Origin of the sequence: Cytobacillus gottheilii, from assembly GCF_001636345.1 — a bacterium.
GTDB classification, from domain to species: Bacteria; Bacillota; Bacilli; order Bacillales; family Cytobacillaceae; genus Cytobacillus; species Cytobacillus gottheilii.
Genome location: NZ_KV440945.1, coordinates 3231787 through 3258134, shown reverse-complemented (window position 1 = coordinate 3258134; position 26348 = coordinate 3231787). Strand labels below are relative to the sequence as shown.

Here is a 26348-nt window from a genome sequence, read left to right as displayed (position 1 = left end):
CGGCAAATAGAAAGGAAGAGCTTTTATGCCTATTGCAATTTTTAACTCTATAGAGGCAGGTGCGATATATGCCTTAATGGCATTGGGCGTGTATTTATCATTTAGAATCCTTGATTTTCCCGATTTAACGGTCGATGGCAGCTTTGTGACTGGTGCAGCTGTTGCTGCGGTGCTGATCGTCGGAGGAGTAAATCCATTTATCGCCACTGCCGCAGCCATGCTCAGCGGTTTTCTGGCAGGCTGCTTAACAGGTCTGCTTCATACTAAAGGAAAAATTAATCCTTTATTATCAGGGATTCTTATGATGATTGCCTTATATTCAATTAACTTAAGAATAATGGGGAAATCAAATATACCTTTACTATCTGAAGAAACGATGATGACAAAGCTTACTTCATTCTGGAAAAGCTTAGGGATTGATGAGTTTTTGGAGAGTATGATGCCAGGATTTATTCCAAAAACATGGGGAATTATTGTCCTGATGCTGCTGCTTGCCTTTTTGTTTAAATTCCTGATTGACTGGTTCTTAAAAACAGATATCGGGTTGGCCATTCGGGCGGCAGGAGATAATGAAACAATGATTCGCAGCTTCTCAGCCAATACAGATTTATTGAAGGTGCTTGGCCTTGGATTATCCAATGCACTCGTTGCCCTTTCTGGAGGATTAATTGCCCAATATAATGGTTTTAGTGATGTGGGAATGGGAATTGGAATGATTGTAATTGGGCTTGCTTCTGTCATTATAGGTGAAGCCGTCTTTGGAGCAAAAACAATTATGAGAGCAACACTTGCCATCATCGGCGGAGCAATCCTTTATCGAATTATTGTAACGCTGGCACTTCGTGTAGAGTTTCTTGATACAGGAGATATGAAGCTTATTACTGCTTTAATTGTCATCGGTGCCCTTGTCATTCCAAAGCTGATTGAAAATCAGCGTGAAAGGCAGCGGCGTAAAAGAAGAATGGCAGAGGTAAGCAGAAACATGATGGAAAAGAGTGGTGAACAGCTTGCTGCAGCTAAAACAGATTCATAAAGTGTTTAATGAGGGAACCGCGGACGAGAAGGCGGCGCTCAAAAATCTCAATCTACATCTTGCACCTGGTGACTTTATGACCGTCATTGGCAGCAATGGTGCAGGCAAGTCTACATTGATGAATGTAATCTCTGGAAAAATGATACCCGATGTTGGGGAAGTCAGGATCGCTGAAAGTGATGTAACGTTTTGGAAAGAACATAAACGTTCAGAGCTTATCGGAAGAGTCTTTCAGGATCCTATGGCTGGTACAGCTCCTTCCATGACGATTGAAGAAAACCTGGCTATTGCATATACGAGAACACGCCGGCGCGGATTGAAAATGGGAGTAGCAAAGAACAGACGCAGTTTCTTTCAGGAAAAGCTTGAAATGCTTCACCTAGGATTGGAAAATCGCCTGCAGGCAAAGGTTGGTCTTTTATCAGGAGGAGAACGTCAAGCATTGTCCTTATTAATGGCGACTTTTACTGAACCGAAAATTTTGCTGCTGGATGAGCATACGGCTGCACTTGATCCTTCAAGAGCCGAGCTGATTACAGAACTGACGAAAACCATTGTGGCCAATTTTGGACTTACGACCTTAATGGTGACCCATAATATGCAGCAGGCACTTGATCTTGGGAATAAACTGATTATGATGGATAAAGGCCAAATTATTATGGAAGCAACTGAAGAGCAAAAGCAAGGGCTGACTGTTACAAGTCTTCTAGAAGAATTCCAGCGCATTCGCGGTGAACAGTTAACCAATGACCAAGCTATTTTAATTTAATGATATGTTCGAAAAAGGCAGGATCAGCTACTTGGGTGATCCTGCCTTTGCATGAATAAATACTCCTTATTAGTAATACATAATGGCTTGAAAGCGAGTAACGTATATATAATAGAAATGTTAGAATGTGTATATGTATGATAGAAGATTCAGTGAAAAAAACATTACGCTTTGTTTACACTTTTTAGTAAGGTGGTTACAGTATGACTGAAATTGCAATGAAAGAACAGACTTCTCCCTCTGATTTTAAAAAAGGGCTGCATTCAGGGCTGTCGATCGCAATCGGCTATGCACCGATCGCGTTAACGTTTGGTCTATTAGCTAAGTCGACAGGCTTAACGCTTGCGGAAACTGTTATGATGAGTATGATTGTGTTTGCTGGTGCTTCTCAATATATGTCGCTGACCATGCTTACATTAGGAACGAGTATTTTTGAGATCATTACAACAACATTTATTGTGAATATCAGACATTTTCTGATGTCAGCAGCTCTAAATGAAAAAGCAGAGGATGATTCAACCTTATCGAAGGCTGTTTATTCGTTTGGCATTACGGATGAAACTTTCTCTATAGCTGCTGTAAAGGAAGGGAAGATTACAGCAGGGTATATGCTGGGTGTTAATCTGATTGCCTATGCAAGCTGGGTTGTCTTCTCGGGAGTTGGCCATGTGATTGGTGCGAGCATCCCAGCTGTGTTACAAGACAGCATGTCGGTCGCTCTTTATGCCATGTTTATTGGACTGCTTGTGCCTTCTATGAAAAAAGGGGTGAAAGTGGTCATTCTTGCGGCAACCTCAGCCTGCTTGAATAGTATTTTCACAGTTACTGAGAGTTTATCTACAGGGTGGTCGATTGTGGCTGCTACACTTATCTCTGCAGTAGTGGTTGAGGCTGTACAATACATAAAAGAAGGAGGCAGGAAGTACAATGAGCAGTGAAATCATGTGGATGATCATTGGAATGGGTGTTGTTACATATCTTCCTCGCCTGCTTCCTTTTCTCCTTTTTAAAGGGGCAGAGCTGCCTTCCTTTGTTCAAGGTGTCCTGCAAAATGTTCCTTATGCAACCTTAGGTGCATTAATTTTCCCTGGCGTTTTATTTATCGGGGAAGATATTTGGTTTGGTCTGCTTGGAGCCAGTGCAGCCTTTATATTGGCGTATTTAGGGGTGAATGTCATTTTTGTGGTTCTTGGATCAATTGCTTGTTTAGCAGTCTATTCTTATTTGATTTAGTCTTCTTTATTTATAAAATGTAATCTCATCTTCGGATTGTCCAAATTAACAGTTCTAATTTTTGTGTTTTATACTACACTAATAATGACAAGTTTGTACAAGGGGGGATGAGATGGCAAGGAAAATTGGCTTATATGGAATTTTAGCCTATTGTTTATATGGGTTATTTTTTTATTGGTATTTATTTTATTTTGCGGATGCAAGTCTTCCGTTTGAATATGAAGGTTCGCGCGCAGACCCTGCCACGTTTTTAAATGGCAGAGAGCTGATGCTGAGTGAGGAATATTCGAAAATTAGAAATCTGCTCTTCTTTTTGTCAACGCCATTTGAATGGCTCCTTTATCTTTTTATCTTATTATTTGGCCTTTCAGGCGTTTTTAAAAAATGGGCAGAGCAATCTTCAACATATAAATTTGTGCAAACCATTATATATGTGGCATGGCTTTCATTTATTGCGTTTGCAGCAACATTGCCTTTAAGTTATATCAGCTATTCTTTATCTAAAACCTATAATATCTCAACACAAAGCTTCAGCAGCTGGATGAAGGATGAGCTAATCGATTTCTGGATTAATTTTGGCACAATGGCTGTCATTGCAGCCGTCCTCTATTGGCTCATGCAAAAAAGCATCAAACGATGGTGGCTGTACGCCTGGCTTCTATCTGTGCCATTTTCACTATTTATCATGTTTTTACAGCCGGTGATCATTGACCCGTTATACAATGACTTTTACCCGTTAAAAAACCAAGAGCTTGAAGAGAAGATCTTAAACCTTGCTGACCAGGCGAATATTCCTGCTGAGCACGTGTTCGAAGTAAATATGGCTGAGAAAACAAATGCTCTGAATGCTTATGTGACGGGCATTGGTTCTAATTCAAGAATCGTGCTTTGGGATACGACGTTAAACAGACTGGATGATGAGCAAATTCTCTTCATCATGGCACATGAAATGGCTCATTATGTGGAAAAGCATATTTATATTGGCATTGCTGGTTATTTGCTGCTCACCTTAATTGGCTTGTTTTTAGCTGCGAAAATAATGGAAGCGGTTGTTACCCGTTTTGGCAAAGCGCTGAGAATTCCAGCGGTTCATGATATTCGTTCTTTCCCGTTATTTTTAATGATTGTTTCAATGCTGCTATTTGCTGCAAGTCCTTTTGAAAATCTAGTTTCCCGATATCAGGAAACACGGGCAGATACTTATGCAATTGAGATGACTGAAAACACGGATGCAGCCATCGCCACTTTTCAAGAGCTGACTCGTGCAGGACGGAGTCAAGTGAACCCGCCGCTTCTAGTAAAGATCTTCCGATACGGACATCCTTCCATGCTTGAGCGGATTTCTATGCTCGAGGAGTTCGAAATTCAAAAAAGAAATCAAGAAAAAAACGAGCAGAGTCAGTAACCCTGCTCGTTCCTTATTAAAGAAAAACCTCTCCTCTATTGTTAGCAGGAGAGGTTTTCTTTTACGTTCCAAATTGTTTGGTGAGCCCTGCATATTCCTTTGCCAGCGTCATAAACCGGGACTTGTCACGCTGATCGATGGCAAGGTCAATCTTTTTCAGCAGTAAATCTTTTTTATGCAGTAATTCAGCTTCATACACAAGCATGTCAATATAGAGCTCTAGAATAAAATCTTCTTTCAATCTTTTTCTTTTCATCGCGCGAGCCTTCATCAGTTCGGTGTTTGATTGATCTTTCATGAAAATCACCTCAGCTGCTTTTTAATAGTGTATGTGGTGAGAGCATGTGCTATCATTAGATTTTTGAATTTTTAGAAAATAAATATTACTGGGGTGAAATGTGAACATTTTAGGAATATTGGCACAATTAAGCCTAATGTCTTGTACAATTCGTTATACTTGAAGGGATATTATGTAAAAGGAGCTGAAAGGAATGAGTAAATCAATTATTGAGGAATATGAAATCAATCCTAACACCATGCTAATTCGCCCTATTCAATATGGCAGTAAAACATACTCCCAAATTTTTGAATTAGATGAGGAAGTGACTTCCCCGTTTAAACCATTGGATATTATAAAGGAAGGCTGCAGGTTCTTTGGATCAAGCTATGAAGGCCGTAAAGAAGGCACAAAGCAATTGACTGGAATTACTCATAAGGCACCAATCACCATTGACTCCACAAACTATATTTACTTTTTCCCTACCGCATCTGCCCATAATATTGAATGTACTTGGATTTCAGCTGAGCATATTTTTTCACATAAGCGTATTGAAGGCGGAGAAACAGAGATCACGTTCAGAAATAAGCTTAGTCTCAGGCTGCCTGTTTCATACAATACATTTACAAACCAGCTCCTGCGTACGGCACTATTAAAAACAACCTTAATGAGCAGAATTGAAGAATCAGAAAGAAAAACGATTTATTTTGTAAGTGAAAATAGACCAAGAATGTCGGCGGCTAAAAAAGGTTGAGATCCTAAGGCAACCAATAGTGTAACCTGAGCAGGTGAGGTCATGGAAAGACACCTGGAACTGCTAGTTAGCTGATGTGACAAATTCTATTTCCTCACTTTTTAAAAGTTTATGCTTCAGAGCGTTTCCGTTCAGAAATCTTTAGCTGGATCATGTATCTCTTGAATAAATAATATTCAAGAAGCTCCTGAACTTTATTGCGGATCCGCGGATTAAAATAATTATGATGTTCTTCATATCCTTTGTATAGAAACATAAACATCGTGAACGCATCATCACTCTTGATCTGCTGTACTTTCAGGCGATTTTTGTTCATATACTGTTTAACCTCAGCCAGTTCCCTCTGGATCACCTTCAGTGTTTCTTCCACTAAATTCAAATAAGGCTGCTTCAATTTAAAAGGGCTCTTTTGGATGACTTGAAGATCGCGGTTTAATATTGTTAAGACCATCGGCAAATAGATGGCTTGCTCCATGATGTCCCGATCTGCTTCTGGAATTCTCGTCATGATTTCCTGCTCCCTCACTTAAAATAGAACACATGTTCTTATTTTTATTCTACAATGGATTTCTTAACATCGCAACTGTTTCCCAAAAATCATTTTCTTATTTTGTGATGATGTGGAATTTGCTTCTATTCTTAATATGTCTATCTCATTAAAAAAAATTGTAGAAATAAGAAGGGGATTTATTTCAGATGTCGAAATATTGGGGGTGTAATATTAAATAAGGGGATGAAAAGATGGAAAAGAAGCAATTGCGCAATATAAAGGCTGAGGACTTATATAACTTAAAGTCGGTTGTGGATCCTCAGCTTGCTGCTAACGGCAGTGACCTAGTTTATACCCAAACGATTGCCAGCGAAGAGAAAAACGGGTATAACTCGAATATTTATTATATGAATACAGAGCAAGGACAAGAAATACAATGGACATTCGGAAAGGCAAGAAATCATTCTCCGCGCTGGTCGCCTGATGGAAAGAGGATTGCTTTTGTGTCTGACCGTGATGAAAAATCACAAATATACATATTGAATAAAGATGGCGGTGAAGCTCGTCAGGTAACATCATGCCTTCATGGTGCGTCAAATCCAATTTGGTCGCCAGACGGAACAAAAATTGCTTTTAACACCTCTTTAAAAGAGGGAGAGGCGGTTTCAGATCAGCCTGAAAAAGATAAAAAGGAAAAGCCGGCTCCTCTAGAAATTGATAAGATGAAGCATAAGTCCGATGCTGCAGGCTTTTGGGATGGCAAATACAAGTATGCTGCTATTGTTGATGTGAATACAGGAGAAGTTGAATTGGTCACGTCCGGGCAGCATGATTATCATGTACATTGCTGGTCGCCTGATGGAGAAAAATTAATTGTGACTGCAGATTTAGCAGAGGATTTAGATTTCTCTTTTCAGAATGATGTCTTCTTATTAGATGTATCTTCCAAAGAACTGAAAAATCTAACCAATGGTACAGGCTTTTTTGGAAATATATCTTATTCTCCGGATGGTAAATATTTAGGAATGACAGGACATACGCGAGAATATGAAAATGCCACATTAACAAAAGTCTGGCTCTATCAGCTTGAAGAAGAATCCTTAACATGTCTGACTGAAGAATGGGATACTCTTGTTGGCGATTTTGCCATTGGTGATTTCCAGCAGGGGGCGGTTAATTCGGGCATTCTTTGGGGAGAAGACAGCCGCAGTTTTTATTTCATTACAACGGATCATGGCAGTACAGCTGTTTACTATGGTTCTGTTGATGGGGAAATGTATCCAGCCCTTCATGAATGTCAGCATGTATATGGACTGACAACCGGAGGAAGTCTTGACAAAGCTGTGGTTGCGATCAGTAAACCATCGGAGCCTGGTGACTTATATCATTTAACAATCACAACAGGAGAATTAAAAAGACTTACAAGTGTCAACGCTGAGTTTTTACAGGAAGTGGAATTAGCTGACGCAGAGCCATTGCAGTTTAAGTCTTCCGATAATTGGGACATTCACGGCTGGCTCATGAAGCCTGCTGGATATAAAGAAGGAGAGAAATTCCCTCTTGTTGTGGAGATCCATGGCGGGCCACATGCAATGTACGCTAATTCGTATTTTCATGAGTTCCAATGCCTTACAGCACAAGGAAATGCAGTCCTATTTATCAACCCGCGCGGAAGTCATGGATATGGCCAGAAGTTTGTTGATGCAGTAAGAGGAGATTATGGCGGCAAGGACTACGAAGATATTATGGAAGCAGTTGACCACGTCCTCGCTAACTATGATTTTATTGACGAGAATCGACTCGGTGTTACTGGGGGCAGCTATGGCGGATTTATGACAAACTGGATTGTTGGTCATACGAATCGCTTTAAGGCAGCTGTAACACAAAGATCCATATCTAATTGGATCAGCTTCTATGGTGTAAGTGATATCGGATATTATTTCACTGACTGGCAAATTCAATCCGACTTGAATAATATTGAGAAACTATGGAAGCATTCTCCGCTTGCTTATGTAAATAACATAGAAACACCTCTGCTCATTTTGCATGGTGAAAAGGATTATCGCTGTCCAATTGAGCAGGCTGAGCAATTATTTATTGCACTGAAGCACCGGAAAAAAGAAACGAAATTTGTTCGTTTCCCTGAATCTAATCATGAACTATCAAGAAGCGGAAAGCCGAACTTGAGAATAGATAGACTAAACTATATTACAGGCTGGTTTAATGACCACTTATAAAAAAGAAAAAAACACCGTATTTGCCTAATTGGCTGCGGTGTTTTCTTTTGTTCTTATAGTTAAGATAGAATAGAAGCAAGCTAATGATTCAGTGAGCAGTAATTGTGGAAAGCATAGCTAGTTAATGTATTAACATTTTTAAATAGTTCATAAGCACATATATAATAATTAATAGAAGTATGTGAATTGCAAAAAAATGATAATAGAGGCAAAATAGAAGAGGAAGGCAGAAAATACCACATTTTTAAGGAAACTTTTTATATAAAAATGCAGTCTTACTATTCGAGAGAAATTGATTTCTCTTCTTATAGATTAATCAGATTGTTGTATTTTGTATTCAGAAAGGATTTTATATCATGAGATCTGAAAGACACCAAATGGTGAAGAAAAGAAAAAAGAGAAGATGGAAGTCCATCGTTGCAATACTATTGCTGATCATTGCCGCTGTACTTATTTATTCCTATTATCAATTTAAACAAGGTATGTCAGCAGCGCAAGAGCAATCAGAAGTGCAGGAAGAAGAATATGAATTTAATGGTGAACAGGACCAATACGGCGGAACAAATATATTACTGCTTGGAAGTGATTCACGCGGGGAAGAAAATGCAAGAGCAGATACCATTATGGTGGCTCAATATCATCCTGACAACGGCACATATAAGCTGATGTCTTTTATGCGGGATATGTATGTAAATATTCCAGGGTATGGTGAAAGCAGAATTAATACAGCATTATCTCAAGGCGGTCCTGAGTTATTAAGACAAACCATTAAAGAAAATTTCGATATCGATTTACAATACTATGCCATTATCGATTTTGATGGTTTTGTTCATGTGATTGATGAGGCTTTTCCGAACGGAGTGGAAATAGAAGTAGAAAAAGCAATGAGTGAAAAAATCGGTGTGACACTTGAGCCGGGCTTGCAGCGATTGGATGGAAAGCATTTACTCGGTTATGTTCGTTTCCGTCATGATGCCAGAGGTGATTTTAACCGTGTTGAACGCCAGCAAACGGTACTTAAAGAGGTTGCAAATCAGTTTACGAGCCTGCAGACACTAACAAAGCTTCCAAAATTAGTGGGTGTGGTAACGCCTTATATTAACACGAATATGGGGACAGGCAATATGTTATACATGGGAAAAGATGTTTTGACAGGCGGTGCGCCTGTTATTCAAACAATGCGGGTTCCTGTTGATGGGGCATTTGAAGAAACGACAATCAATGGTGCACAAGTTCTTACAGTGGATTTAGAGCAGAATAAAACAGCGATTCGCGAGTTTTTATCTCCATCAGAATAAGCAGAGTGTAAAAGGGCAGAAAATGAGGTAAAGAGAAAGAATAGAGAGTATTATGCTGTTTTTTTAGGAGAGAAAAGGTGATTTCATTTGGATCTAGAATTATTTAGAGATTGGTTTACAATGGAAAATGTTATGGATTTAATTGAAGAGTATCGGTCACTAGGTCCGCTTCCGGGCATTCTATTGCCATTACTGGAAGCCTTCCTTCCATTCCTGCCGCTTTTCTTATTTGTTATGGCAAATGCAAATGCATTTGGTTTATGGTTTGGTTTCCTTTTTTCATGGGTGGGAGCGACGGCAGGTGCACTGCTGGTGTTCTTAATTATACGGAAATATGGGCAAAAAAGAGTGTTGGGATTTATTAATAGACACCAAAAAGTCCAAAAACTTGTAAGCTGGGTAGAACGCCATGGATTTGGACCTTTATTTATTCTTTTATGTTTTCCTTTTACGCCATCTGCTATTGTCAATATTGTTGCTGGATTGTCCAAAATCAGCGTTTACCAATATATGCTGGCAGTCGGTGCCGGGAAAATTGTTATGATTTTTACAATGAGTTTTGTAGGCTATGATATTCGCGCTCTCATAACACAACCAATCCGGACAGCCATCGTGGCGGTGGTAATCTTTATTTTATGGTATGTTGGAAAAAGAATTGAGCTAAAGTTAAATACGAGAGTAGATAACCAGCAGCAGAAATAAAATGTCTGCTGGGGCTGTGGTTTCTCGGTTCATCCCCGTTTTCTTTTTAGCAAATCACAGCTGCTGTAAATATACTTCAGCCTTTGGAGGGGACTGTCTTGAAAGAGGAACTTAAGAAAGAAAGTGCAGAATGGCTTAAAGCACTTCTGATTGGGGTTATTATTTTTGCATTCATACGGACATTCTTTTTATCCAATTACGTGGTTGAAGGGGAATCAATGATGCCAACCCTCAAAGACGGAAACAAATTAATTGTCAATAAAATCGGCTATCAGATTAGTGATTTTGATCGATTTGATGTCATTGTTTTTCATCATAATGACAAAGAAGATTTTGTTAAACGAGTAATTGGCCTTCCAGGTGATAAGATTGAATATCAGGATGATCTTCTCTATGTCAACGATCAAAAAATAGACGAGCCCTTTCTGGAAAGCTATAAGGAAGTCGATCCTTTTGGACATTTAACAGGTGACTTCACATTAGAAGAAGTAACTGGCTCTGAAGTTGTGCCTGAAGGTAAATTGTTTGTTCTGGGAGACAACCGCGCCGGCAGCTGGGATGGCAGGCATTTTGGCTATATTGCAATTGAACAGGTGGTCGGGAAGGTTGATGTGAAATATTGGCCTTTAAATGAAATGGATGCATCACTATAAGATGAGTTATGAAGCATACTGCCGAAGTTTGGCAGTGTGCTTTTTTTCTGAGCAGAAAGAGCTATGAATGGAATAAAACCAGCTTTCGTAATTGATGGATGCTTAAGGAAACAACATGTTATTCTAAAAAAATCAGCAGAGATAAAGACAGTATAGGAAGAATGATGACTTCAATTATTTTACAAATTCTGAAGTGCTATGCTCTTGAATTTCTATGATAAAATAATAAAATATGCTAGTTTCGAATGAAAGGCGGTAGAATAAATGTCCGTACGTATGATAATGGGACGTTCAGGCAGCGGAAAAACAGAATTATGTCTGAGTGAAATCCGTCAAAAGTTGGAGAGTAATCCAGAAGGAAATCCGATCATTTATTTAGTGCCAGAACAAATGACATTTCAATCTGAATATAATATATTAGCAAACCCTAACATTAACGGAATGATCCGTACACAAGTGTATTCATTTACACGGCTGGCCTGGAGAATTCTGCAGGAGACCGGAGGAATCAGCCGGCAGCATTTAAACAGCACAGGCATAAGCATGCTGATTCGAAAGCTGATTGAAGATCATAAAGAGGAGCTTCATATTTTCCAAAAAGCTGCTGATAAAAATGGATTTATTAAACAAATGGAAACGATGATGACAGAGTTTAAACGCTATTGCATCAATGCTGAAGAATTATCCTCAAGAAGACAGAATTTGCAGGGAAACAATGAAATTAACAAGGCTTTAAATGATAAACTTCACGATCTGGAAGTAATCTATAGAAGTTTTGAAGAATCATTGAGCGGAAAATACGTTGATTCAGAAGATTATTTTTCTTTGCTGTCAGAGAAGGCTGCACAATCAGACTATCTAAAAAATAGTGAAGTATATGTTGATGGTTTCTATCGTTTTACACCTCAGGAATATTTGGTGCTTGAACAGCTGATGAAGCACTGCAAAAAGGTAACAATCACAATGACAATGGATGATCATCAATCCCGTTTTCGTTCGGAGCTTAGTTTATTCCGAATGAGCAATGAAACGTATGAAACCATAGAGGATATCTCGAATCGTTTAGGGCTGGATGTTGAGGAAGTAGTGCTATCCCAGCAAAAACGCTGGATTTCACCGGCAATTCAGCATGTAGAAGCTCAATTTGAAACCCGTCCAAACATGCCCTTCTCCGGGTATTCTGATGTGCACCTTGCTCAAGCTGTCAATAGGAGAGCAGAAATCGAAGGTGTTGCACGCCGCATGAAGCAGTTGGCAAGACAAGGCCAGCGTTACAAAGATATGGCGGTTCTTGTACGAAACGGAAATGAGTATCACGATATCATGGAAACCGTTTTTACTGATTATGAAATTCCTTTTTTTATTGATCAAAAGAGAACGATGTTAAATCATCCGCTTATTGAGCTGATCCGCTCAAGCTTAGAGGTTCTGTATGGGAACTGGCGGTATGAACCCGTTTTTAGAGCCGTCAAAACAGAGCTGCTGTTCCCGGCAAAGTTGAACCAGCAAAAGCTGCGTGAACAAATGGACCGGCTGGAAAACTATGTGCTGGCATATGGAATCCAAGGCTCTAAATGGACAGGCAAATCAGACTGGACTTACCGCAGATTCCGCGGTCTTGAACTTGAAAATATTGCCCAGACAGACGCTGAAAAGCAAATAGAACGGGAATTGAATGAGCTTCGTGATTATATCGCACAGCCAATTGCAAGAATGGGAAAAAGAATGAAGAAGGCAACAGATGGCCGCGGTTATTGTGAGGCAATCTATTTATATCTTGAAGAACTAGCTGTTCCAGAAAAACTGGAAAAATGGGCAGCCATTGAAGAAGAAAAAGGGAATTTAATAAAAGCAAGAGAGCATAATCAAGCATGGAGTGCTGTCATTGAACTGCTGGATCAATTTGTTGAGATGCTTGGTAATGAGGAAGTGGCGCTGCAAAAATTTGCTTCTATCCTAGAAGCAGGAATGGAATCACTCCAATTTTCACTCGTTCCGCCTGCAATTGATCAAGTAATAGTTGCCGATATGGAACGTTCACGCTTATCCAATATAAAAACTTCTTTTGTGATTGGTCTAAATGAAGGAGTTCTTCCTGCTAAGTTTCCTGAAGATGGCGTGTTAGCTGATCAGGATCGTGAAGCACTGCTTGCAGCTGGCATGAAAATAGCTCCAAGCACAAGAACGAAGCTGCTTGATGAGGAATTTATTGCGTATAAAGCGTTTGTATCTTCTTCAGAAGAGCTCTATATCAGTTATCCATTAGCAACTGAAGAAGGAAAAGCACTGCTGCCATCTCCTTATATTAAAAAATTCACTGATACCTTTCCAGAGATGCAGGAAGATTTTTATATGGCAGATCCGTTTGAATTGCCTGAAGAGAAGCAGGTTGAATATGCGGCAGGTTATCAAACCGCATTAACCTTTTTAACATCACAGCTTCAGTTGAAGAAAAGAAACTACCATATCTATGATTTATGGTGGGATGTCTATAATCTCTATATGGAAAGTGACCAATGGAGAGAAACAGCAGGACATGTTTTAGAGAGTTTAACCTATGAAAATAGGACAGAAAATTTAAGTGAGGATATGACGAAAGAGCTTTATGGAGATCATATTCTCGCAAGTGTTTCACGAATGGAGCTGTATCATAGCTGTCCATTCTCTCATTTTGCGCAGCATGGCTTAAAGCTGAGAGAGCGTCAGATCTTCCGTCTGGATGCGCCGGATATTGGGGAGCTGTTTCATGCAGCACTTAAATATATTGCTGAAACCATCAGTGTGAAAAAGATGGCATGGGACAAGCTGACTCGGGATCAATTTGAAATTTTGGCCAAGGAAGCAGTCGAGCTCCTGGCTCCAAAGCTTCAAAATGAAATTCTCTTAAGCTCCAACCGTCATTACTATATAAAAAGAAAGCTAGAGCAGATTATTACGAGAGCTTCCTTTATCTTGGGAGAACATGCGAAGGTAAGCGGCTTTGCACCAGTTGGATTGGAATTAGGATTTGGTCCAAAGGCTGAACTGCCATCCATGACCTTCCCGCTTAAAAACGGAGTGAAAATGGAGCTTGTCGGCCGAATTGACCGTGTTGATAAAGCAGAGGATGATCAAGGCATCTTTTTAAGAGTCATAGACTATAAATCAAGCAGTAAAGATTTAAACGTCAATGAAGTGTATTATGGGCTTGCCATGCAAATGCTCACTTATTTAGACATCATCATTGCTCATTCTGAAACACTGGTCGGAAATAAGGCATTCCCTGCAGGGGTGTTATATTTCCATGTGCATAACCCAATGTTAGCAGTCAGTAAAATGCTCAAAGAAGAAGATCTGGAACAGGAATTTATGAAGAAGTTTAAAATGCAAGGTCTTATGCTCGGTGAAGAAAATGTGATTCGCCTGATGGACCAATCAATTGATAATAGTGACTCTGCCATCGTATCTGCCGGCTTTAAAAAGGATGGTTCGATTTCTAAAAAATCCAAAATTGCGAGCAAGCAGGAGTTTGACTCTTTACGAAGCTTTGTGCGGCGGAAGTATATTCACTCAGGTAATGAAATTATGAGCGGAAATGTTCATATTTCTCCTTATAAATTAAAAGAGCAAACACCATGCACCTTCTGTGAATATAAGTCGGTATGTCAATTTGACGACTCAATTGAAAGTAATAGTTTCAGGCTTTTAAATACACAGTCGAAAGAAGAAGTGCTTGATCGTATTAAAAAGGAGGTGGATGAGCATGAAAACAATGATACCGCCTAAACCAGCTGAAGCGACCTGGACGGATGATCAATGGAAAGCCATTATGGCAAAGGGCAAGGATATTCTCGTTGCAGCGGCTGCCGGGTCGGGGAAAACGGCTGTCCTTGTAGAACGAATCATCAATAAAATCCTTGATGAGAATGAACCGCTAAATGTGGATGAACTCCTGGTGGTTACGTTTACAAATGCATCAGCAGCAGAAATGAGACACCGAATCGGAGAAGCACTTGAAAAGGCAATTACGGCTGATCCTGCTTCTCTTCACTTAAGAAAACAGATTAGCACGCTAAATAAAGCATCCATTTCTACTTTGCATTCCTTTTGCTTGGATACAATTCGTAAGAACTATTATGAAATTGATATTGATCCTGGATTTCGGATTGCAGATGAAACGGAAGCACAGCTGTTAAGAGATGAAGTGCTCGAAGAACTGTTCGAAGATGAATATGGCAAGGAAGGAAACGAGCAGTTTTTTGAGCTTGTCGATATTTACTCCAACGACCGGAGTGATACAGGACTGCAGGATATCATTCGTCATTTATACGATTTTGCTATGGCCAATCCTTCGCCAGAATCCTATCTGAATTCAATTGTTGACATGTATAGCATGGAAGAAGATGCAGTCATAGAGGATTTGCCTTTCACGCACTTTTTGCTGCAGGACATTGAACTGCAGCTGAATGGCGCTAAAAAAATGCTGGAACAGGCGCTGAAATTAGCCAAGGAGCCAGGAGGACCAGCTCCGATGGCGGAAAATTTTATTGATGATATTCAAGTGGTTGATATGCTGATTGCCGCAAAAAATGATTCATGGGCCACTCTTTATGAGGCGATGAACTCCTGGAAATTTGGCCGTGCCAAAACGGTTAAAGGCGATGAGTATGACGCAGCATTAGTGGATCAAGCGAAAAAGCTAAGAGATAAAACCAAGAAAATCCTGCAGGATCTTCAGAGTGAGCTATTCTCCAGAAGACCTGAAAGCTTCTTAAAGGATATTCGTGAAATGAAGCATCATATGGAGCTTCTGACGTATCTCGTCAAACAGTTTGAAGAGCGCTTTACCTTAGTAAAAGCAGAAAAAGGAATCGTAGATTTTGCGGATCTGGAACATTACTGCCTTCGAATATTAGCTGTGAAGGATGAGGCAGGAAGACTGCAGCCCTCGAACGCTGCCTTAGCATACCGAAAGCAATTTAAAGAAGTATTAGTAGATGAATATCAGGACACAAACATGGTGCAGGAAGCAATCCTTCAGCTTGTGACAAAAGATTCTGAGCAAGAAGGCAACCTGTTTATGGTCGGAGATGTAAAACAATCAATCTATCGTTTTAGGCTGGCAGAACCTAACCTGTTTTTGACAAAATATAATCGGTTTCTGTCTGCTGGAGAAGGAAGCGGCTTAAGGATTGATTTAGCGCGGAATTTTAGAAGCAGAAAAGAAGTGCTGGATGGAACCAACTATATCTTCAAGCAGATTATGGGTGAAAAAGTCGGCGAAATTGAATACGACGAGGATGCAGAGCTTGTGAATGGTGCTCCTTACCCAACAGATGAGGAACATCCAATTGAGGTAGCTCTTATTGATATGGAATCCGGAAGTGATGAGCCGACTGAAACGGAAGAAGATGCATTTGATCAGGCTGAGCTCGCACAATCACAAGTAGAAGCCAGATATATGGCGGCAAAAATCAAAGACCTAATTGAAAATCGCAAAGAGGTGTACAATCCCAAGCTGAAGGCAAATCGTCCAGCTATGTACCGTGACATAGTTATTTTACTGCGTTCAATGACATGGGCTCCGCAAATCATGGAAGAGTTCAAGCAGCAGGGAATTCCTGTATATGCGAATTTATCATCAGGTTATTTTGAAGCAACAGAAGTATCGATTATGATGTCTCTTTTAAAAGTAATTGATAATCCATACCAGGATATTCCGCTTGCTGCCGTGCTGCGTTCCCCTATCGTCCGATTAACAGAAGGAGAGCTTGCGAAGATTAGGATACATCATAAAAAAGGGTCTTTTTATGAAGCGTTAACCGCAATCTGTCTTCAAAAACCTGCTGGTGAATTGGAAGAATTATATGAAAAGGCCGCTCCTTTTCTAGAAAAATTAACAGGCTGGAGAACCATGGCCCGGCAAGGATCATTGTCCGACCTGGTCTGGCATTTGTACCGTGAAACAAGGTTTTACGACTTTGTAGGTGGGATGCCAGGCGGGAAGCAGCGCCAGGCAAATCTTCGCGCGCTCTATGATCGTGCCCGTCAATATGAAGCTACCTCTTTTAGAGGACTTTTCCGCTTCTTGAGATTTATTGATAGAATGCGCGAAAGAGGCGATGATTTAGGTGCGGCCAGAGCGTTGGGAGAACAAGAGGATGTTGTCCGCATTATGACCATTCACAGCAGTAAAGGACTCGAATTCCCATTTGTGTTTATCGCTGGACTAGCGCGCAATTTTAATACAATGGATCTTAAGAAATCATACCTATTTGATAAGGATTATGGTTTTGCAGCTAAATATGTTCATGCGGAAAAACGCATTACCTACCCATCATTGCCGCAGCTCGCACTAAAGAGGAAAAAGAAGATGGAGATGCTTGCTGAAGAAATGCGTGTTTTATATGTGGCATTAACACGTGCAAAAGAAAAGCTTTATTTGATTGCCTCAGTTAAAAATGCAGAGAAGAAAATAAAGGTTTGGCAGCAGGCTGCTTCAGTCGGAGATTGGCTGTTAAGTGAGTATAACCGTGCTGCAGCCTTAGGATATATGGACTGGATTGCTCCGGCAATTGTCAGACATCGAGATAGCGGTCCGCTAAAACACGTTGACGCTGTATCTGAAGAGCTGCTGAAGCATCCTTCAAGCTGGAAAATTGATGTGATCAATCAGTCCGAGGTCGTTATTCTTGGGGAAAATGAAACGGATGAGGGAGATTCCTTTCTTGATGATGTGTATGCAAAAAGGCGGGTACCGATCCAATCGCCATATAAGGAGCAGCTTCAGGCACAGCTGGACTGGACTTATGAATACAAAGAAGCTGCACAGCATAGATCCAAGCAATCTGTTTCGGAAATTAAGCGTCAGAAGGAAATTTTTGCTGCTGAGGAAAGCGGAATCGAACTTGTCCGCAAGCTTAGCAAACCGATTTTTAACCGTCCAAAATTCATGCAGGAGAAAAAGCTGTCGCCTGCTGAACGAGGCACGGCCATGCATATGCTGATGCAGCATATAGATTTAAGGACAAAACCGACCATTCAAAGTATTCACGTTTTAATAGATGATCTCGTGCAAAGAGAACTTTTGACAGCCGAACAGAGTGACGGAATTGATCCAGAGCAGGTTTTGCCTTTTTTTGATAGTGATATTGCGCAAAGGATGCAGCAGGCTAGAAACATTTACAGGGAAGTTCCGTTTAGTCTTGCCCTTCCTGCTAGTGAGGTATATCCGAACTGGGACGCTAGTGACGAAAACGTCATCGTACAGGGAATTGTCGATTGTTTATTTGAGGATGAAGAGGGTCTTGTGTTGGTAGATTATAAATCAGACGCTGTTGATGGGCGATTCCCAGGCGGTCAGGAACAAGCAATCATCGAGCTTGCCAAACGTTATGAAACACAACTTAATTTATATACAACTGCCATAGAACATATATGGAATCGGAAGGTCAATGAGAGGTATTTATATTTATTTGATGGCCGATTTACGATTAAACTATAAATATGATATGAAAAGAAGCCGGCTCGATAAACTTTCGATTGCCGGCTTTTTTTAAGTTTCTGTATTAATTATTTCCTATCATTGGCTGGTCAACTAGGTTGGTATCAAGCACATTGCTTGCACTTAAACCATTATTTGTGACAACAAAAGCGCCTGTATTAGCTGCGCCTGAACCCGAATTTGATTTACCTGTGCTTTTTGGAGAAATGATCAATGAGTCTCCAAATTGTACAATTCCATCAGAGTTATTAACAACCTGCACAGGACCTACGATGGCTGGCATGTGGCAACCTCCTGAATATATGAATTTATTTTTGTTAACTGTTTACATCCGAATTCTGCGGATTACCGTTTGAGGTAACGTGGCGAATATGTTTAATTCTTGATTCCATGAATATTTTTTTGGTGTTCCCGAGCTGTACGATCGAAGATGAGGATGCCCCAAGAACATCAATATCATGAACTTTAATGCCAGGATTTAATTGTGTAACCTCCATTGTGACTGCTTCATCAATGGAAGGCAGAGGAATGGGTTCTCTAAAGATTGGATATCTTCTAAAACTGCCTTCATCACTTCGGAAAAGCGGTTTTTGCCGCTGATTGGCAATTGCCCGTGAAAACCCTTGAATATATGAAACATCACCAATTTCAAAAATGGAAGAAAAGGATAGTGTATTTATACGGATATGATCTACTATGGATGTTCTTTGCAGCATAAGCTTACTCCGGCGATAAAGGCACAAACGGCCCGATAATTAATGATTCAGCCGGAGTATCAAAAGTAGATGCCAGCTGTATAGTTTCAGCGTCACCAACCAATAAAATGGAGGAGCTGGAAACACCAATTACTCTAATATTTCCAACGTTTAAATTCCGATTATAGACTTGAAAGATCATTCTCTTTTCTCTCCTCTCATATTTTCGGGCAAGTTATTGGCAAAAATGGAGACACCATTACGAATTTCTTGTTTTAGCATACTGGTTACATGATCTTGCAGTTCTTCTTCAGCAATCGCTGCGTGTTCCTTTTTTAAGTAATAGTCAATCCGTTTCGGCAGCTGTTTCAAAATGTCTTCCTTAATAAAATTGATGTAGGATTCATCTAATGAAATATTTGTTTCGGCTTGAACGTCTTCAATCACTTCTGGGAGGTCTTGTTCTAAATAGCGATACATTTCATTTTCCACGCCCATGCTATGATACATAAAATCTTTTGGAGAAGGAGGAGCGTAGGTGTCTTTAATATTAGGTGCATAAACATCCTTGTTATCGATTGCAAATTCTTCAATCTGTTCCTGCAGATCTGTCGGGTTTAATCCGATATTCAACGTTCCTTCCAATGTTTCCACCTTTAATTGGTCAAACTTATATTCAATAGTATCAATATGCACAGGTGGGCGGTTTTGCAGCTGACGTGTTTCATCTTCAAGCTCCGCAACTTTTTTCTCAAGTTTGGAGATCCGCTTTTCGAGCGTTTGAATATAGCCTTGCAAACCCTGCAGATAGGAATAAAGATCTTGGCTCAACGGCTCCACCTCATTTCTAAAAAATTTTAATGGAAGCTGCAGCATGTAATGTGGCCTTAAGCATTAGAAGGAGCGACAAGAGGGACAGCTGGTGAATTTATTAAAGTATCCGTGACTGGCATATTTTCAACCTCACCAATCACTTCTGGGGCAGGCTCTGTAAAGCCGCCTGTATTATACAAGTAGGAAGCGGGCTTAATAATCCCTGCACTGCCAATCTGCAGGACAGAAGAGTTTGAAACTCCTCCGATTTTTATCATATTAATGTGTATGGATTGTTGAATATAAAAATTCATCATCATCACCTATTACTTTATAAATTCATTATATTTGCCTGATCGATGCCATCGGAATCATAGGTGTTTGTTGTACTATAATGATTGGTGACCTTTAAACCGTCTCCGGTGTTAAAAGAGCCTGATCCGGAAAAAGTTTTAGCTGTAGAAATGGGCATCATTTTGTAGACGTCCCCTATATTAAAGATAGAACTGCTTCCAACCGAAATGACTTGCACAACACCGACTATTGCTGGCATATAAGACACCCTTTAATTGTTTTTCTCCGCCTTAAGAAAGTAGGCGGGTAGTTAATAATATCATCCTATGTGTCAGAGTATATTGTGTGATACATTCGCCTAAATTTTATTTGTTTTGTAATAGACAAACATATCCAAAATCTTCTATGATGAATGGAGATATAACATGAAGGGAGATAGGGATGAGTTCAGTTACAGAAAAAGAAAGAATTATATCATTGGATATTATGAGGGGTTTTGCGATATTAGGCATCTTTCTCGTCAATATGCTCTCTTTTCATTCGCCATTTCTCTATATTGATCCGCTCAGCTGGTGGACAGACAGAAGCGATCAAACCGTTTACGGTGTGATTGATGTTCTTGTGCAAGCAAGCTTCTATCCTTTATTTGCTCTCCTTTTTGGCTACAGTGTAATCATGCTGAGGGAGAGGGTATTAAAGAAGGAATTGTCTTTCAATGTCATTGCGGTAAGAAGGTTTTCGTTTTTGTTGTTATTGGGTTTAGGACACGCCTTTTTTCTATGGTTTGGGGATATTTTGGCAATGTACGCAATTTTGGCCTTTATCTTTCTTTTATTTGTCAAAATAAATGGAAAAAGCATGCTTATTACAGGTTTGGTCATTTATATTATTCCGAATCTGCTTCTTTGTCTCTTATTATTTGCTGCTGAATTAATCTTCCCGCCGGATGATCTTACAATGTATGATAACAGCTTAGCCGAAGATGCAGCGGCAGTGTATCATACAGGTACTTTCACAGAAATAACTGCTGAAAGAATAGAAGATTGGTATGCAAATAATGTAGGCGGATTTCCGGTAATGCTCATTTCCATTTTGCCATTATTCCTTATTGGCGGAGGTGCGGCAAAGCTGAAATTTCTTGAGAATGCGGGTCAGCGGCGATCATTATTTCGAAATATGGCCATCATTACTTTCATTCTTGGTCTGCTTATAAAACTTCTTCCTTACATCATGAATGGATCATTGGCTCTTGATTATGTTCAGGATACGTTTGGCGGACCATTGCTGGCGGTTGCATACGGAAGTTTTATTGCCTGGGCAGTTGGCAACATGCATTTGCTTAAACTTTTAAAACCGCTGGCTTATATAGGCAAAATGTCTTTAAGCAATTATTTGTTTCAATCTTTGCTATGCAGTATTCTTTTTTATGGTTATGGTTTTGGATTATTTGGCGAGATATCCGTAGTGACAGGCACTGTGCTCGTAATCATTATTTTTTTCATCCAGCTGTTGTTTAGCAGGTTTTATGCTAAAAGGTTTTTGTATGGTCCTGTTGAATGGGTATGGAGATCATTCACGTACTGGGAAATTCCAAAAATGAAAAAATAGGAGTGACATTATGAAGCTACTTACCTTTAAAAAAGAGAATCAAATCTTAGCAGGCGTTTTAATGGAAGACGAACATTTTGTACTAGATCTGACTAAAGCTGCTGAATTAAGCGGACAAGACCATTTTCCAGAGACACTTTTGGACTGTATTAAGACCGGAAATCAAATTGTAAATGATATTGAGAAATTAACAGAGTGGGCAGAAGCCAATGAGGAAAAAGCAAGGGAAGCCATATATGAAGTTAAAGAAATGCAACTGCTTGCCCCAATCCCAAGACCGCTAAAAAATGTATTTTGTATCGGCAAAAATTATGCAGAGCATGCAATTGAATTGGGAAGTAAGGATGATATCCCAGAGCATATCATGGTGTTTACAAAAGCACCAACAACAGTCATTGGCCATGAGCAACTAATTGAAGCGCACGAATCGGTAACGTCTGAGCTGGATTATGAAGGAGAACTTGCTATTGTGATTGGGAAAAAAGGAAGAGCAATTCCCAGAGAAGAAGCAATGGATTATGTGTTTGGATACACCATTATCAATGATGTTACAGCAAGGGATCTTCAAAAGCAGCATAAACAGTTTTTCTTAGGCAAGAGTCTGGATAGCACCTGTCCTGTCGGTCCTTGGATTGTTCCAGCATCTTATGTGGAAGATCCATCTAAATTGAGGATTCAAACTCGTGTAAACGGAGAAGTTAGGCAGGATTCCACTACAGATCAGCTGATTTTCCCGCTAGATGAAATTATTTCGGTTCTTTCATCCGGGATGACACTTGAGCCTGGCGATTTGATCGCAACAGGAACGCCGGCCGGTGTCGGAAAAGGGTTTAAACCGCCTCGTTTCTTAAAGAAGGGTGATACAGTTGAAATTGAGATTGAAGGAATTGGGACGTTAAAAAATACAGTAGAATAAGTTATTCCTGCAAGTTAAAAGGATATAGGGAACAGTAAGAAGTTAAACGAATATAACCCTTGTTGAATTTGCTGAGTCAATTATTTTAGTGATTTGTCAAAAATTTGACACATATTGTATCGGCGAAAATCCCGCAGCTATCTTAACCTTAGGATTTTCAATGTCAATATGATATGATGTAAACGAACTTTAGTAGAGGGGGCAGTTAGGAATGACACATGCTCATATAACGACATGGGTAGTTGCATTAATCCTATTTTTTGTTGTACTTAGTCTTCAAAAGAGCGGCAAAGCAAAAGGTGCAAAAATTGTACATATGGTATTAAGACTCTTTTATTTGCTGATCATTGGGACAGGCATTTGGATGTTAACATCAATAAGTAATATTGATATGATGTACATTTTGAAATCTTTAATTGGCATTTGGGTAATTGCTGCGGTAGAGATGGTTCTTGTTCGCACCGCTAAAGGCAAGAAAACAGGTATTCTCTGGGCTCAGCTTGGTATTTCCTTAGTTCTTGTCATTTATTTAGGATTAAAACTGCCATTAGGTTTTACTCCTTTTATGTAAATCGCTGTTAAAAAGCTGTCAAATCGACAGCTTTTTTATTTTTTCATATCAATAGTCCTATAAATATGGTATTTTTAAAAAGATAAGGGAAAAGTTTATAAAAACTTTTCCTGCGCTTATTAACTAGAATAATACTTTATTAGTGGTGGGTTATGATGGCTAAAACATATTCTTGCATGTATACAAACGATGACCAGCTGTATAGTTTTATAGAAGATCATGAATTAACTACATATTCAAATGTACTTGTTCAAGTCTTTTCAGGCACTACTGATAAGGAAAAACTGGAGCAGCTGCTGGCGGCTTTGCGTATGTATATTCCTCTGGGAATAGTTACGGGCTGCACTGCATCTGGTGAAATATTTCAAGGGAAACTATCGGAAAATAACATTATTCTAACGTTCACCATTTTTGAAGATACAAAAATTAAATCCATCTATATAGATACAAATCAAAATAATAATAGTATAGAAATCGGCCGAGCTCTAAGTGAGTTAGCAGAAGAAAGGACGAAAGCACTGATTTTGTTCTTTGCAGGCTATGAACTGAATGTACAGTCTGTATTGGAAGTGCTGCATGAAGATTACCCTGAGATCATCCTAGCAGGCGGGATGGCCGGTTGTTTAAAGACGGCAGATGATTCATTGGTTTTTAACCAAGATCGTATTATATCAAATGGCGTTACGGCTGTCGCTTTACAAGGCGAGTATTTAAATGCTCATTCTTATGTAAATTATCAGCTTGAGGAAATTGGCAGGCCGTTTACTGTAACAAAGGCGAATGGAACATCAATTTACGAAATTGACGGAAAGGATCCACTGCTGCTGATAAAGAACTATCTTGGTGAACATAACGCTTCCCATTTAAGCAAAGCAAGCATGGAATTTCCTTTTTTGCACGAATATAAGGGAGAAAAATTGCCTGTCTTTATTACTTCGATTCAGACGGATGGAAGCATTAAAGTTAGCCGGCCAGTAAAGGAAGGCGATCTGCTAAGTTTTGCTTATACCAATATCCAAAATATGATTCATCATACTTCAGACTGGATGGAGAAACTGAGCCAGCAAAGTCCTCAATCCATTTTTGTATACAATTGTATTGCAAAAAAGAACTACTCTCAAGATTTTGCTGAGATGGAGCTTGCCATGCTGCAGAGCATTGCTCCGTCAAACGGCGTTTTTCTGCATGGTGAAATTGGGTATACAAATGGCCGGCAGCCCAAAATGCTTGGTCATTCCTTTTCATGCTTAGCCCTTTCAGAAGGAAGTATTAAGATGGCAGAGAAAAAATCGTTTGATTATGAGATTCCTCATTACATTAAAACGATTGATTCTTTAACACATTTAATGCGCGCATCACTTAAGGATATTGAGGAGTTAAATAACAGTCTATCACTTTCAGAACAGCACTATCGCTCGTTGTTTGATCACAACGCGGATATCGTTTATTCAACTGATTTAAACGGCGTTTTTACGAGTGTGAATAAAGCATTTGAAAAAACCTTTGAATATAGTAAAGAAGAGGTAGTTGGAACATCTGCTTTAAACTATATAGACTCTGCAGATATTCCAAGAATTCGAATTCACTATGCCCGAGCGTTAAAAGGTCAGCATCAGCATTATAATATTGAATTAACGACTAAAACTGGTGAAAACAATTTATATCAAATTAAGAATATACCAGTTATAGTGAATGGTCAGACCGTTGGTGTATATGGAATTGGAAAAAACATCACAGAGTTAAAGAAGATTGAAGAAAAAGTGACCGAGTTATCATACTTTGATACACTCACCGGTCTTCCAAACAGAGTGAAGTTTATTGAGCAGCTGGAGGAATTTACGCGAAAAGCGGAAAATCAAAAGCGAATGCTTGCAGTACTATCTGTTGATATTGACCGTTTCAAATTTATTAATGACGGTTTTGGACATGATGCGGGTGATTTGATCTTAAAAGAACTTTCAGAAAGAATTGAAAAAGTACTAACTGCCGGCACTTATTTAAGCAGCTTTGGCGGTGATAAGTTTACGCTTGTTTTCTCGCGGACAAAGGATATGGAAGATGTCATGAAAAAAGCGAAATACATCCTTCAAGAAATTGCAAAGCCAGCTTATTATAAGGGAAAAGAATTTTTCCTGACGGCAAGCATTGGTGTCAGTTTATTTCCGAATGACGGGGAAGATCAAAATTCTTTAATAAAGAATGCCGACATTGCGATGAATCGTTCAAAAAAGCAAGGAGGCAATCGCATCACATTTTTTTCAATGGAAATGGATAGTCAGGCAATGGCAAGACTTGAACTGGAAAGTTATTTGCGGAAAGCATTACAGAAAAATGAATTCCACTTATGCTATCAGCCTTTAATCAATCTTGAAACCGGGAATGTATATGGAAGTGAAGCACTGATCAGATGGAATCACCCCATTTTAGGTGTAGTGTCACCAGCAGACTTTATTCCGCTTGCTGAAGAAACAGGCCTAATTGAAGAAATTGGAGCTTGGGTTTTACGAACGGCTTGTGTTCAAAATAAACAGTGGCAGAGGCTGGGCTTAGGCATGCTCTCTATTTCTGTGAATGTATCAGCAAATCAATTTCAGCAGCCAAATTTTGTTGAACAAGTCAAACAGGCATTATTGGATTCTGAGCTCGAAGCCAAATACTTAACGTTGGAATTGACAGAAAGCACCATGCTGAATGATGTAGACTATAGTATACAAGTCATGAAGTCATTGCAGGAACTTGGAGTAAAGGTGTCAATTGATGATTTTGGGACAGGCTATTCTTCTTTATCCTATCTAAGAAACCTGCCAATTAATACGCTGAAAATTGACCGCTCGTTTATTAATAATTTAAAGCTGGATACATCGGATGTTGCCATAGTCAAGGCGATTATTACAATGGGACAAGGCTTGGATGTTCAAGTAGTGGCAGAAGGTGTTGAAACGGAAGAGCAAATAGAACTGCTAAAGGAAATGAAATGTCACTTTGCACAAGGATTTTTCTATCACAAACCCTTAAAGTCGGCAGATTTCGAAAAAGATATTAAAGGAGTTTCCATCTAAAATTACTAAGTTCCCAAAAGAGTAAATTAATAAGAAGGATGCAGCTGGACGCTGCATC

At 39.5% G+C, this 26348-nt stretch carries 24 protein-coding genes; 16 read left to right on the top strand and 8 right to left on the bottom strand.

What is annotated here, in order from left to right; all coding sequences use genetic code 11:
- The first annotated feature begins 25 nt into the window (after positions 1-25).
- The 5 genes from A6754_RS15700 (at position 26) to A6754_RS15680 (ending at position 4440) form a co-directional block, all read left to right on the top strand.
- Positions 26-1033 (top strand): ABC transporter permease, encoded by a 1008-nt coding sequence (locus A6754_RS15700; protein WP_066447736.1) that lies wholly within the window; start codon positions 26-28, stop codon positions 1031-1033.
- Entirely contained in the window at positions 1008-1802 is a 795-nt protein-coding gene (locus A6754_RS15695) for an ABC transporter ATP-binding protein (RefSeq protein ID WP_066447733.1), read from the top strand. The genes A6754_RS15700 and A6754_RS15695 overlap by 26 nt, the downstream gene beginning before the upstream one ends.
- A gap of 203 nt (positions 1803-2005) precedes the next feature.
- Positions 2006-2740 carry an AzlC family ABC transporter permease gene (locus A6754_RS15690; protein WP_066447732.1) on the top strand — a complete coding sequence of 245 codons (735 nt, stop codon included), beginning with the start codon at positions 2006-2008 and terminating at the stop codon, positions 2738-2740.
- The gene (locus A6754_RS15685) at positions 2730-3035 is read left to right on the top strand and encodes an AzlD domain-containing protein (RefSeq protein WP_066447730.1); all 306 of its coding nucleotides are present in this window, start codon (positions 2730-2732) and stop codon (positions 3033-3035) included. Before A6754_RS15690 ends, A6754_RS15685 begins: the two co-directional genes overlap by 11 nt.
- A gap of 112 nt (positions 3036-3147) precedes the next feature.
- The gene (locus tag A6754_RS15680) at positions 3148-4440 is read left to right on the top strand and encodes a M48 family metallopeptidase (RefSeq protein WP_066447727.1); all 1293 of its coding nucleotides are present in this window, start codon (positions 3148-3150) and stop codon (positions 4438-4440) included.
- 61 nt (positions 4441-4501) lie between these two features.
- Here the strand turns inward: A6754_RS15680 and A6754_RS15675 are convergent, their stop codons facing one another.
- Entirely contained in the window at positions 4502-4738 is a 237-nt protein-coding gene (locus A6754_RS15675) for an IDEAL domain-containing protein (RefSeq protein ID WP_066447725.1), read from the bottom strand.
- 193 nt (positions 4739-4931) lie between these two features.
- Here A6754_RS15675 and A6754_RS15670 point away from each other — a divergent pair, with 193 nt between their 5' ends.
- A complete protein-coding gene (locus A6754_RS15670; RefSeq protein ID WP_066447723.1) occupies positions 4932-5471 on the top strand; it encodes a competence protein ComK in 540 nt (179 codons plus the stop codon).
- Between the two features lie 109 nt (positions 5472-5580).
- Here the strand turns inward: A6754_RS15670 and A6754_RS15665 are convergent, their stop codons facing one another.
- Entirely contained in the window at positions 5581-5979 is a 399-nt protein-coding gene (locus tag A6754_RS15665) for a YhjD family protein (protein WP_066447720.1), read from the bottom strand.
- A gap of 233 nt (positions 5980-6212) precedes the next feature.
- Between A6754_RS15665 and A6754_RS15660 the strand changes: the two genes are divergently transcribed.
- The 6 genes from A6754_RS15660 (at position 6213) to addA (ending at position 18334) form a co-directional block, all read left to right on the top strand.
- The gene (locus A6754_RS15660; RefSeq protein WP_066447716.1) at positions 6213-8198 is read left to right on the top strand and encodes a S9 family peptidase; all 1986 of its coding nucleotides are present in this window, start codon (positions 6213-6215) and stop codon (positions 8196-8198) included.
- Positions 8199-8554: 356 nt separating this feature from the next.
- A complete protein-coding gene (locus tag A6754_RS15655; protein WP_082851706.1) occupies positions 8555-9496 on the top strand; it encodes an LCP family protein in 942 nt (313 codons plus the stop codon).
- A gap of 87 nt (positions 9497-9583) precedes the next feature.
- Positions 9584-10198, top strand: coding sequence for a TVP38/TMEM64 family protein (locus A6754_RS15650; RefSeq protein WP_066447712.1), 615 nt, complete (start codon positions 9584-9586; stop codon positions 10196-10198).
- Between the two features lie 98 nt (positions 10199-10296).
- A complete protein-coding gene (gene lepB / locus A6754_RS15645) occupies positions 10297-10851 on the top strand; it encodes a signal peptidase I (protein WP_066447709.1) in 555 nt (184 codons plus the stop codon).
- A gap of 264 nt (positions 10852-11115) precedes the next feature.
- Entirely contained in the window at positions 11116-14616 is a 3501-nt protein-coding gene (gene addB / locus A6754_RS15640) for a helicase-exonuclease AddAB subunit AddB (protein ID WP_066447707.1), read from the top strand.
- On the top strand, positions 14594-18334 hold the full coding sequence (gene addA, locus A6754_RS15635) for a helicase-exonuclease AddAB subunit AddA (protein ID WP_066447706.1): 3741 nt from the start codon (positions 14594-14596) through the stop codon (positions 18332-18334). The genes addB and addA overlap by 23 nt, the downstream gene beginning before the upstream one ends.
- Before the next feature lie 64 nt (positions 18335-18398).
- On the opposite strand, the gene A6754_RS15630 is transcribed toward addA, so the two are convergent.
- The 6 genes from A6754_RS15630 to A6754_RS15605 are packed head-to-tail and all read right to left on the bottom strand — an operon-like array spanning position 18399 to position 20395.
- Positions 18399-18617 (bottom strand): spore germination protein, encoded by a 219-nt coding sequence (locus A6754_RS15630; RefSeq protein ID WP_066447704.1) that lies wholly within the window; start codon positions 18615-18617, stop codon positions 18399-18401.
- A 34-nt stretch (positions 18618-18651) separates the two neighbouring features.
- Entirely contained in the window at positions 18652-19050 is a 399-nt protein-coding gene (locus A6754_RS15625; protein WP_066447702.1) for a spore germination protein GerPE, read from the bottom strand.
- Positions 19051-19054: 4 nt separating this feature from the next.
- Positions 19055-19231, bottom strand: a complete 177-nt coding sequence (locus A6754_RS15620; RefSeq protein ID WP_066447697.1) for a spore germination protein GerPD — start codon at positions 19229-19231, stop codon at positions 19055-19057.
- On the bottom strand, positions 19228-19869 hold the full coding sequence (gerPC, locus tag A6754_RS15615) for a spore germination protein GerPC (RefSeq protein ID WP_257299194.1): 642 nt from the start codon (positions 19867-19869) through the stop codon (positions 19228-19230). The genes A6754_RS15620 and gerPC overlap by 4 nt, the downstream gene beginning before the upstream one ends.
- 47 nt (positions 19870-19916) lie before the next feature.
- Positions 19917-20156: a spore germination protein GerPB gene (locus A6754_RS15610; protein WP_066447692.1), complete on the bottom strand. Its 240-nt coding sequence runs from the start codon at positions 20154-20156 to the stop codon at positions 19917-19919.
- A gap of 17 nt (positions 20157-20173) precedes the next feature.
- Positions 20174-20395 carry a spore germination protein gene (locus tag A6754_RS15605; protein ID WP_066447688.1) on the bottom strand — a complete coding sequence of 74 codons (222 nt, stop codon included), beginning with the start codon at positions 20393-20395 and terminating at the stop codon, positions 20174-20176.
- Between the two features lie 182 nt (positions 20396-20577).
- Here A6754_RS15605 and A6754_RS15600 point away from each other — a divergent pair, with 182 nt between their 5' ends.
- The 4 genes from A6754_RS15600 (at position 20578) to A6754_RS15585 (ending at position 26290) form a co-directional block, all read left to right on the top strand.
- Positions 20578-21744: a DUF418 domain-containing protein gene (locus tag A6754_RS15600; protein WP_066447685.1), complete on the top strand. Its 1167-nt coding sequence runs from the start codon at positions 20578-20580 to the stop codon at positions 21742-21744.
- A gap of 10 nt (positions 21745-21754) precedes the next feature.
- The gene (locus A6754_RS15595; RefSeq protein ID WP_066447683.1) at positions 21755-22660 is read left to right on the top strand and encodes a fumarylacetoacetate hydrolase family protein; all 906 of its coding nucleotides are present in this window, start codon (positions 21755-21757) and stop codon (positions 22658-22660) included.
- A 211-nt stretch (positions 22661-22871) separates the two neighbouring features.
- Positions 22872-23231, top strand: a complete 360-nt coding sequence (locus A6754_RS15590) for a YisL family protein (protein WP_066447680.1) — start codon at positions 22872-22874, stop codon at positions 23229-23231.
- A 155-nt stretch (positions 23232-23386) separates the two neighbouring features.
- Complete coding sequence (locus A6754_RS15585) at positions 23387-26290, top strand: bifunctional diguanylate cyclase/phosphodiesterase (protein ID WP_066447679.1); 2904 nt, start codon at positions 23387-23389, stop codon at positions 26288-26290.
- The last annotated feature ends 58 nt before the right edge of the window (positions 26291-26348 follow it).

Bases quoted from the DNA above. Each gene is read 5' to 3' on its own strand.
- A6754_RS15700 (WP_066447736.1), top strand. From the start codon at position 26: ATGCCTATTGCAATTTTTAACTCTATAGAGGCAGGTGCGATATATGCC.
- A6754_RS15690 (WP_066447732.1), top strand. From the start codon at position 2,006: ATGACTGAAATTGCAATGAAAGAACAGACTTCTCCCTCTGATTTTAAA.
- A6754_RS15685 (WP_066447730.1), top strand. From the start codon at position 2,730: ATGAGCAGTGAAATCATGTGGATGATCATTGGAATGGGTGTTGTTACA.
- A6754_RS15680 (WP_066447727.1), top strand. From the start codon at position 3,148: ATGGCAAGGAAAATTGGCTTATATGGAATTTTAGCCTATTGTTTATAT.
- A6754_RS15675 (WP_066447725.1), bottom strand. From the start codon at position 4,738: ATGAAAGATCAATCAAACACCGAACTGATGAAGGCTCGCGCGATGAAA.
- A6754_RS15670 (WP_066447723.1), top strand. From the start codon at position 4,932: ATGAGTAAATCAATTATTGAGGAATATGAAATCAATCCTAACACCATG.
- A6754_RS15665 (WP_066447720.1), bottom strand. From the start codon at position 5,979: ATGACGAGAATTCCAGAAGCAGATCGGGACATCATGGAGCAAGCCATC.
- A6754_RS15660 (WP_066447716.1), top strand. From the start codon at position 6,213: ATGGAAAAGAAGCAATTGCGCAATATAAAGGCTGAGGACTTATATAAC.
- A6754_RS15655 (WP_082851706.1), top strand. From the start codon at position 8,555: ATGAGATCTGAAAGACACCAAATGGTGAAGAAAAGAAAAAAGAGAAGA.
- addB (WP_066447707.1), top strand. From the start codon at position 11,116: ATGTCCGTACGTATGATAATGGGACGTTCAGGCAGCGGAAAAACAGAA.
- addA (WP_066447706.1), top strand. From the start codon at position 14,594: ATGAAAACAATGATACCGCCTAAACCAGCTGAAGCGACCTGGACGGAT.
- A6754_RS15630 (WP_066447704.1), bottom strand. From the start codon at position 18,617: ATGCCAGCCATCGTAGGTCCTGTGCAGGTTGTTAATAACTCTGATGGA.
- A6754_RS15625 (WP_066447702.1), bottom strand. From the start codon at position 19,050: ATGCTGCAAAGAACATCCATAGTAGATCATATCCGTATAAATACACTA.
- A6754_RS15620 (WP_066447697.1), bottom strand. From the start codon at position 19,231: ATGATCTTTCAAGTCTATAATCGGAATTTAAACGTTGGAAATATTAGA.
- A6754_RS15610 (WP_066447692.1), bottom strand. From the start codon at position 20,156: ATGAATTTTTATATTCAACAATCCATACACATTAATATGATAAAAATC.
- A6754_RS15605 (WP_066447688.1), bottom strand. From the start codon at position 20,395: ATGCCAGCAATAGTCGGTGTTGTGCAAGTCATTTCGGTTGGAAGCAGT.
- A6754_RS15600 (WP_066447685.1), top strand. From the start codon at position 20,578: ATGAGTTCAGTTACAGAAAAAGAAAGAATTATATCATTGGATATTATG.
- A6754_RS15595 (WP_066447683.1), top strand. From the start codon at position 21,755: ATGAAGCTACTTACCTTTAAAAAAGAGAATCAAATCTTAGCAGGCGTT.
- A6754_RS15590 (WP_066447680.1), top strand. From the start codon at position 22,872: ATGACACATGCTCATATAACGACATGGGTAGTTGCATTAATCCTATTT.
- A6754_RS15585 (WP_066447679.1), top strand. From the start codon at position 23,387: ATGGCTAAAACATATTCTTGCATGTATACAAACGATGACCAGCTGTAT.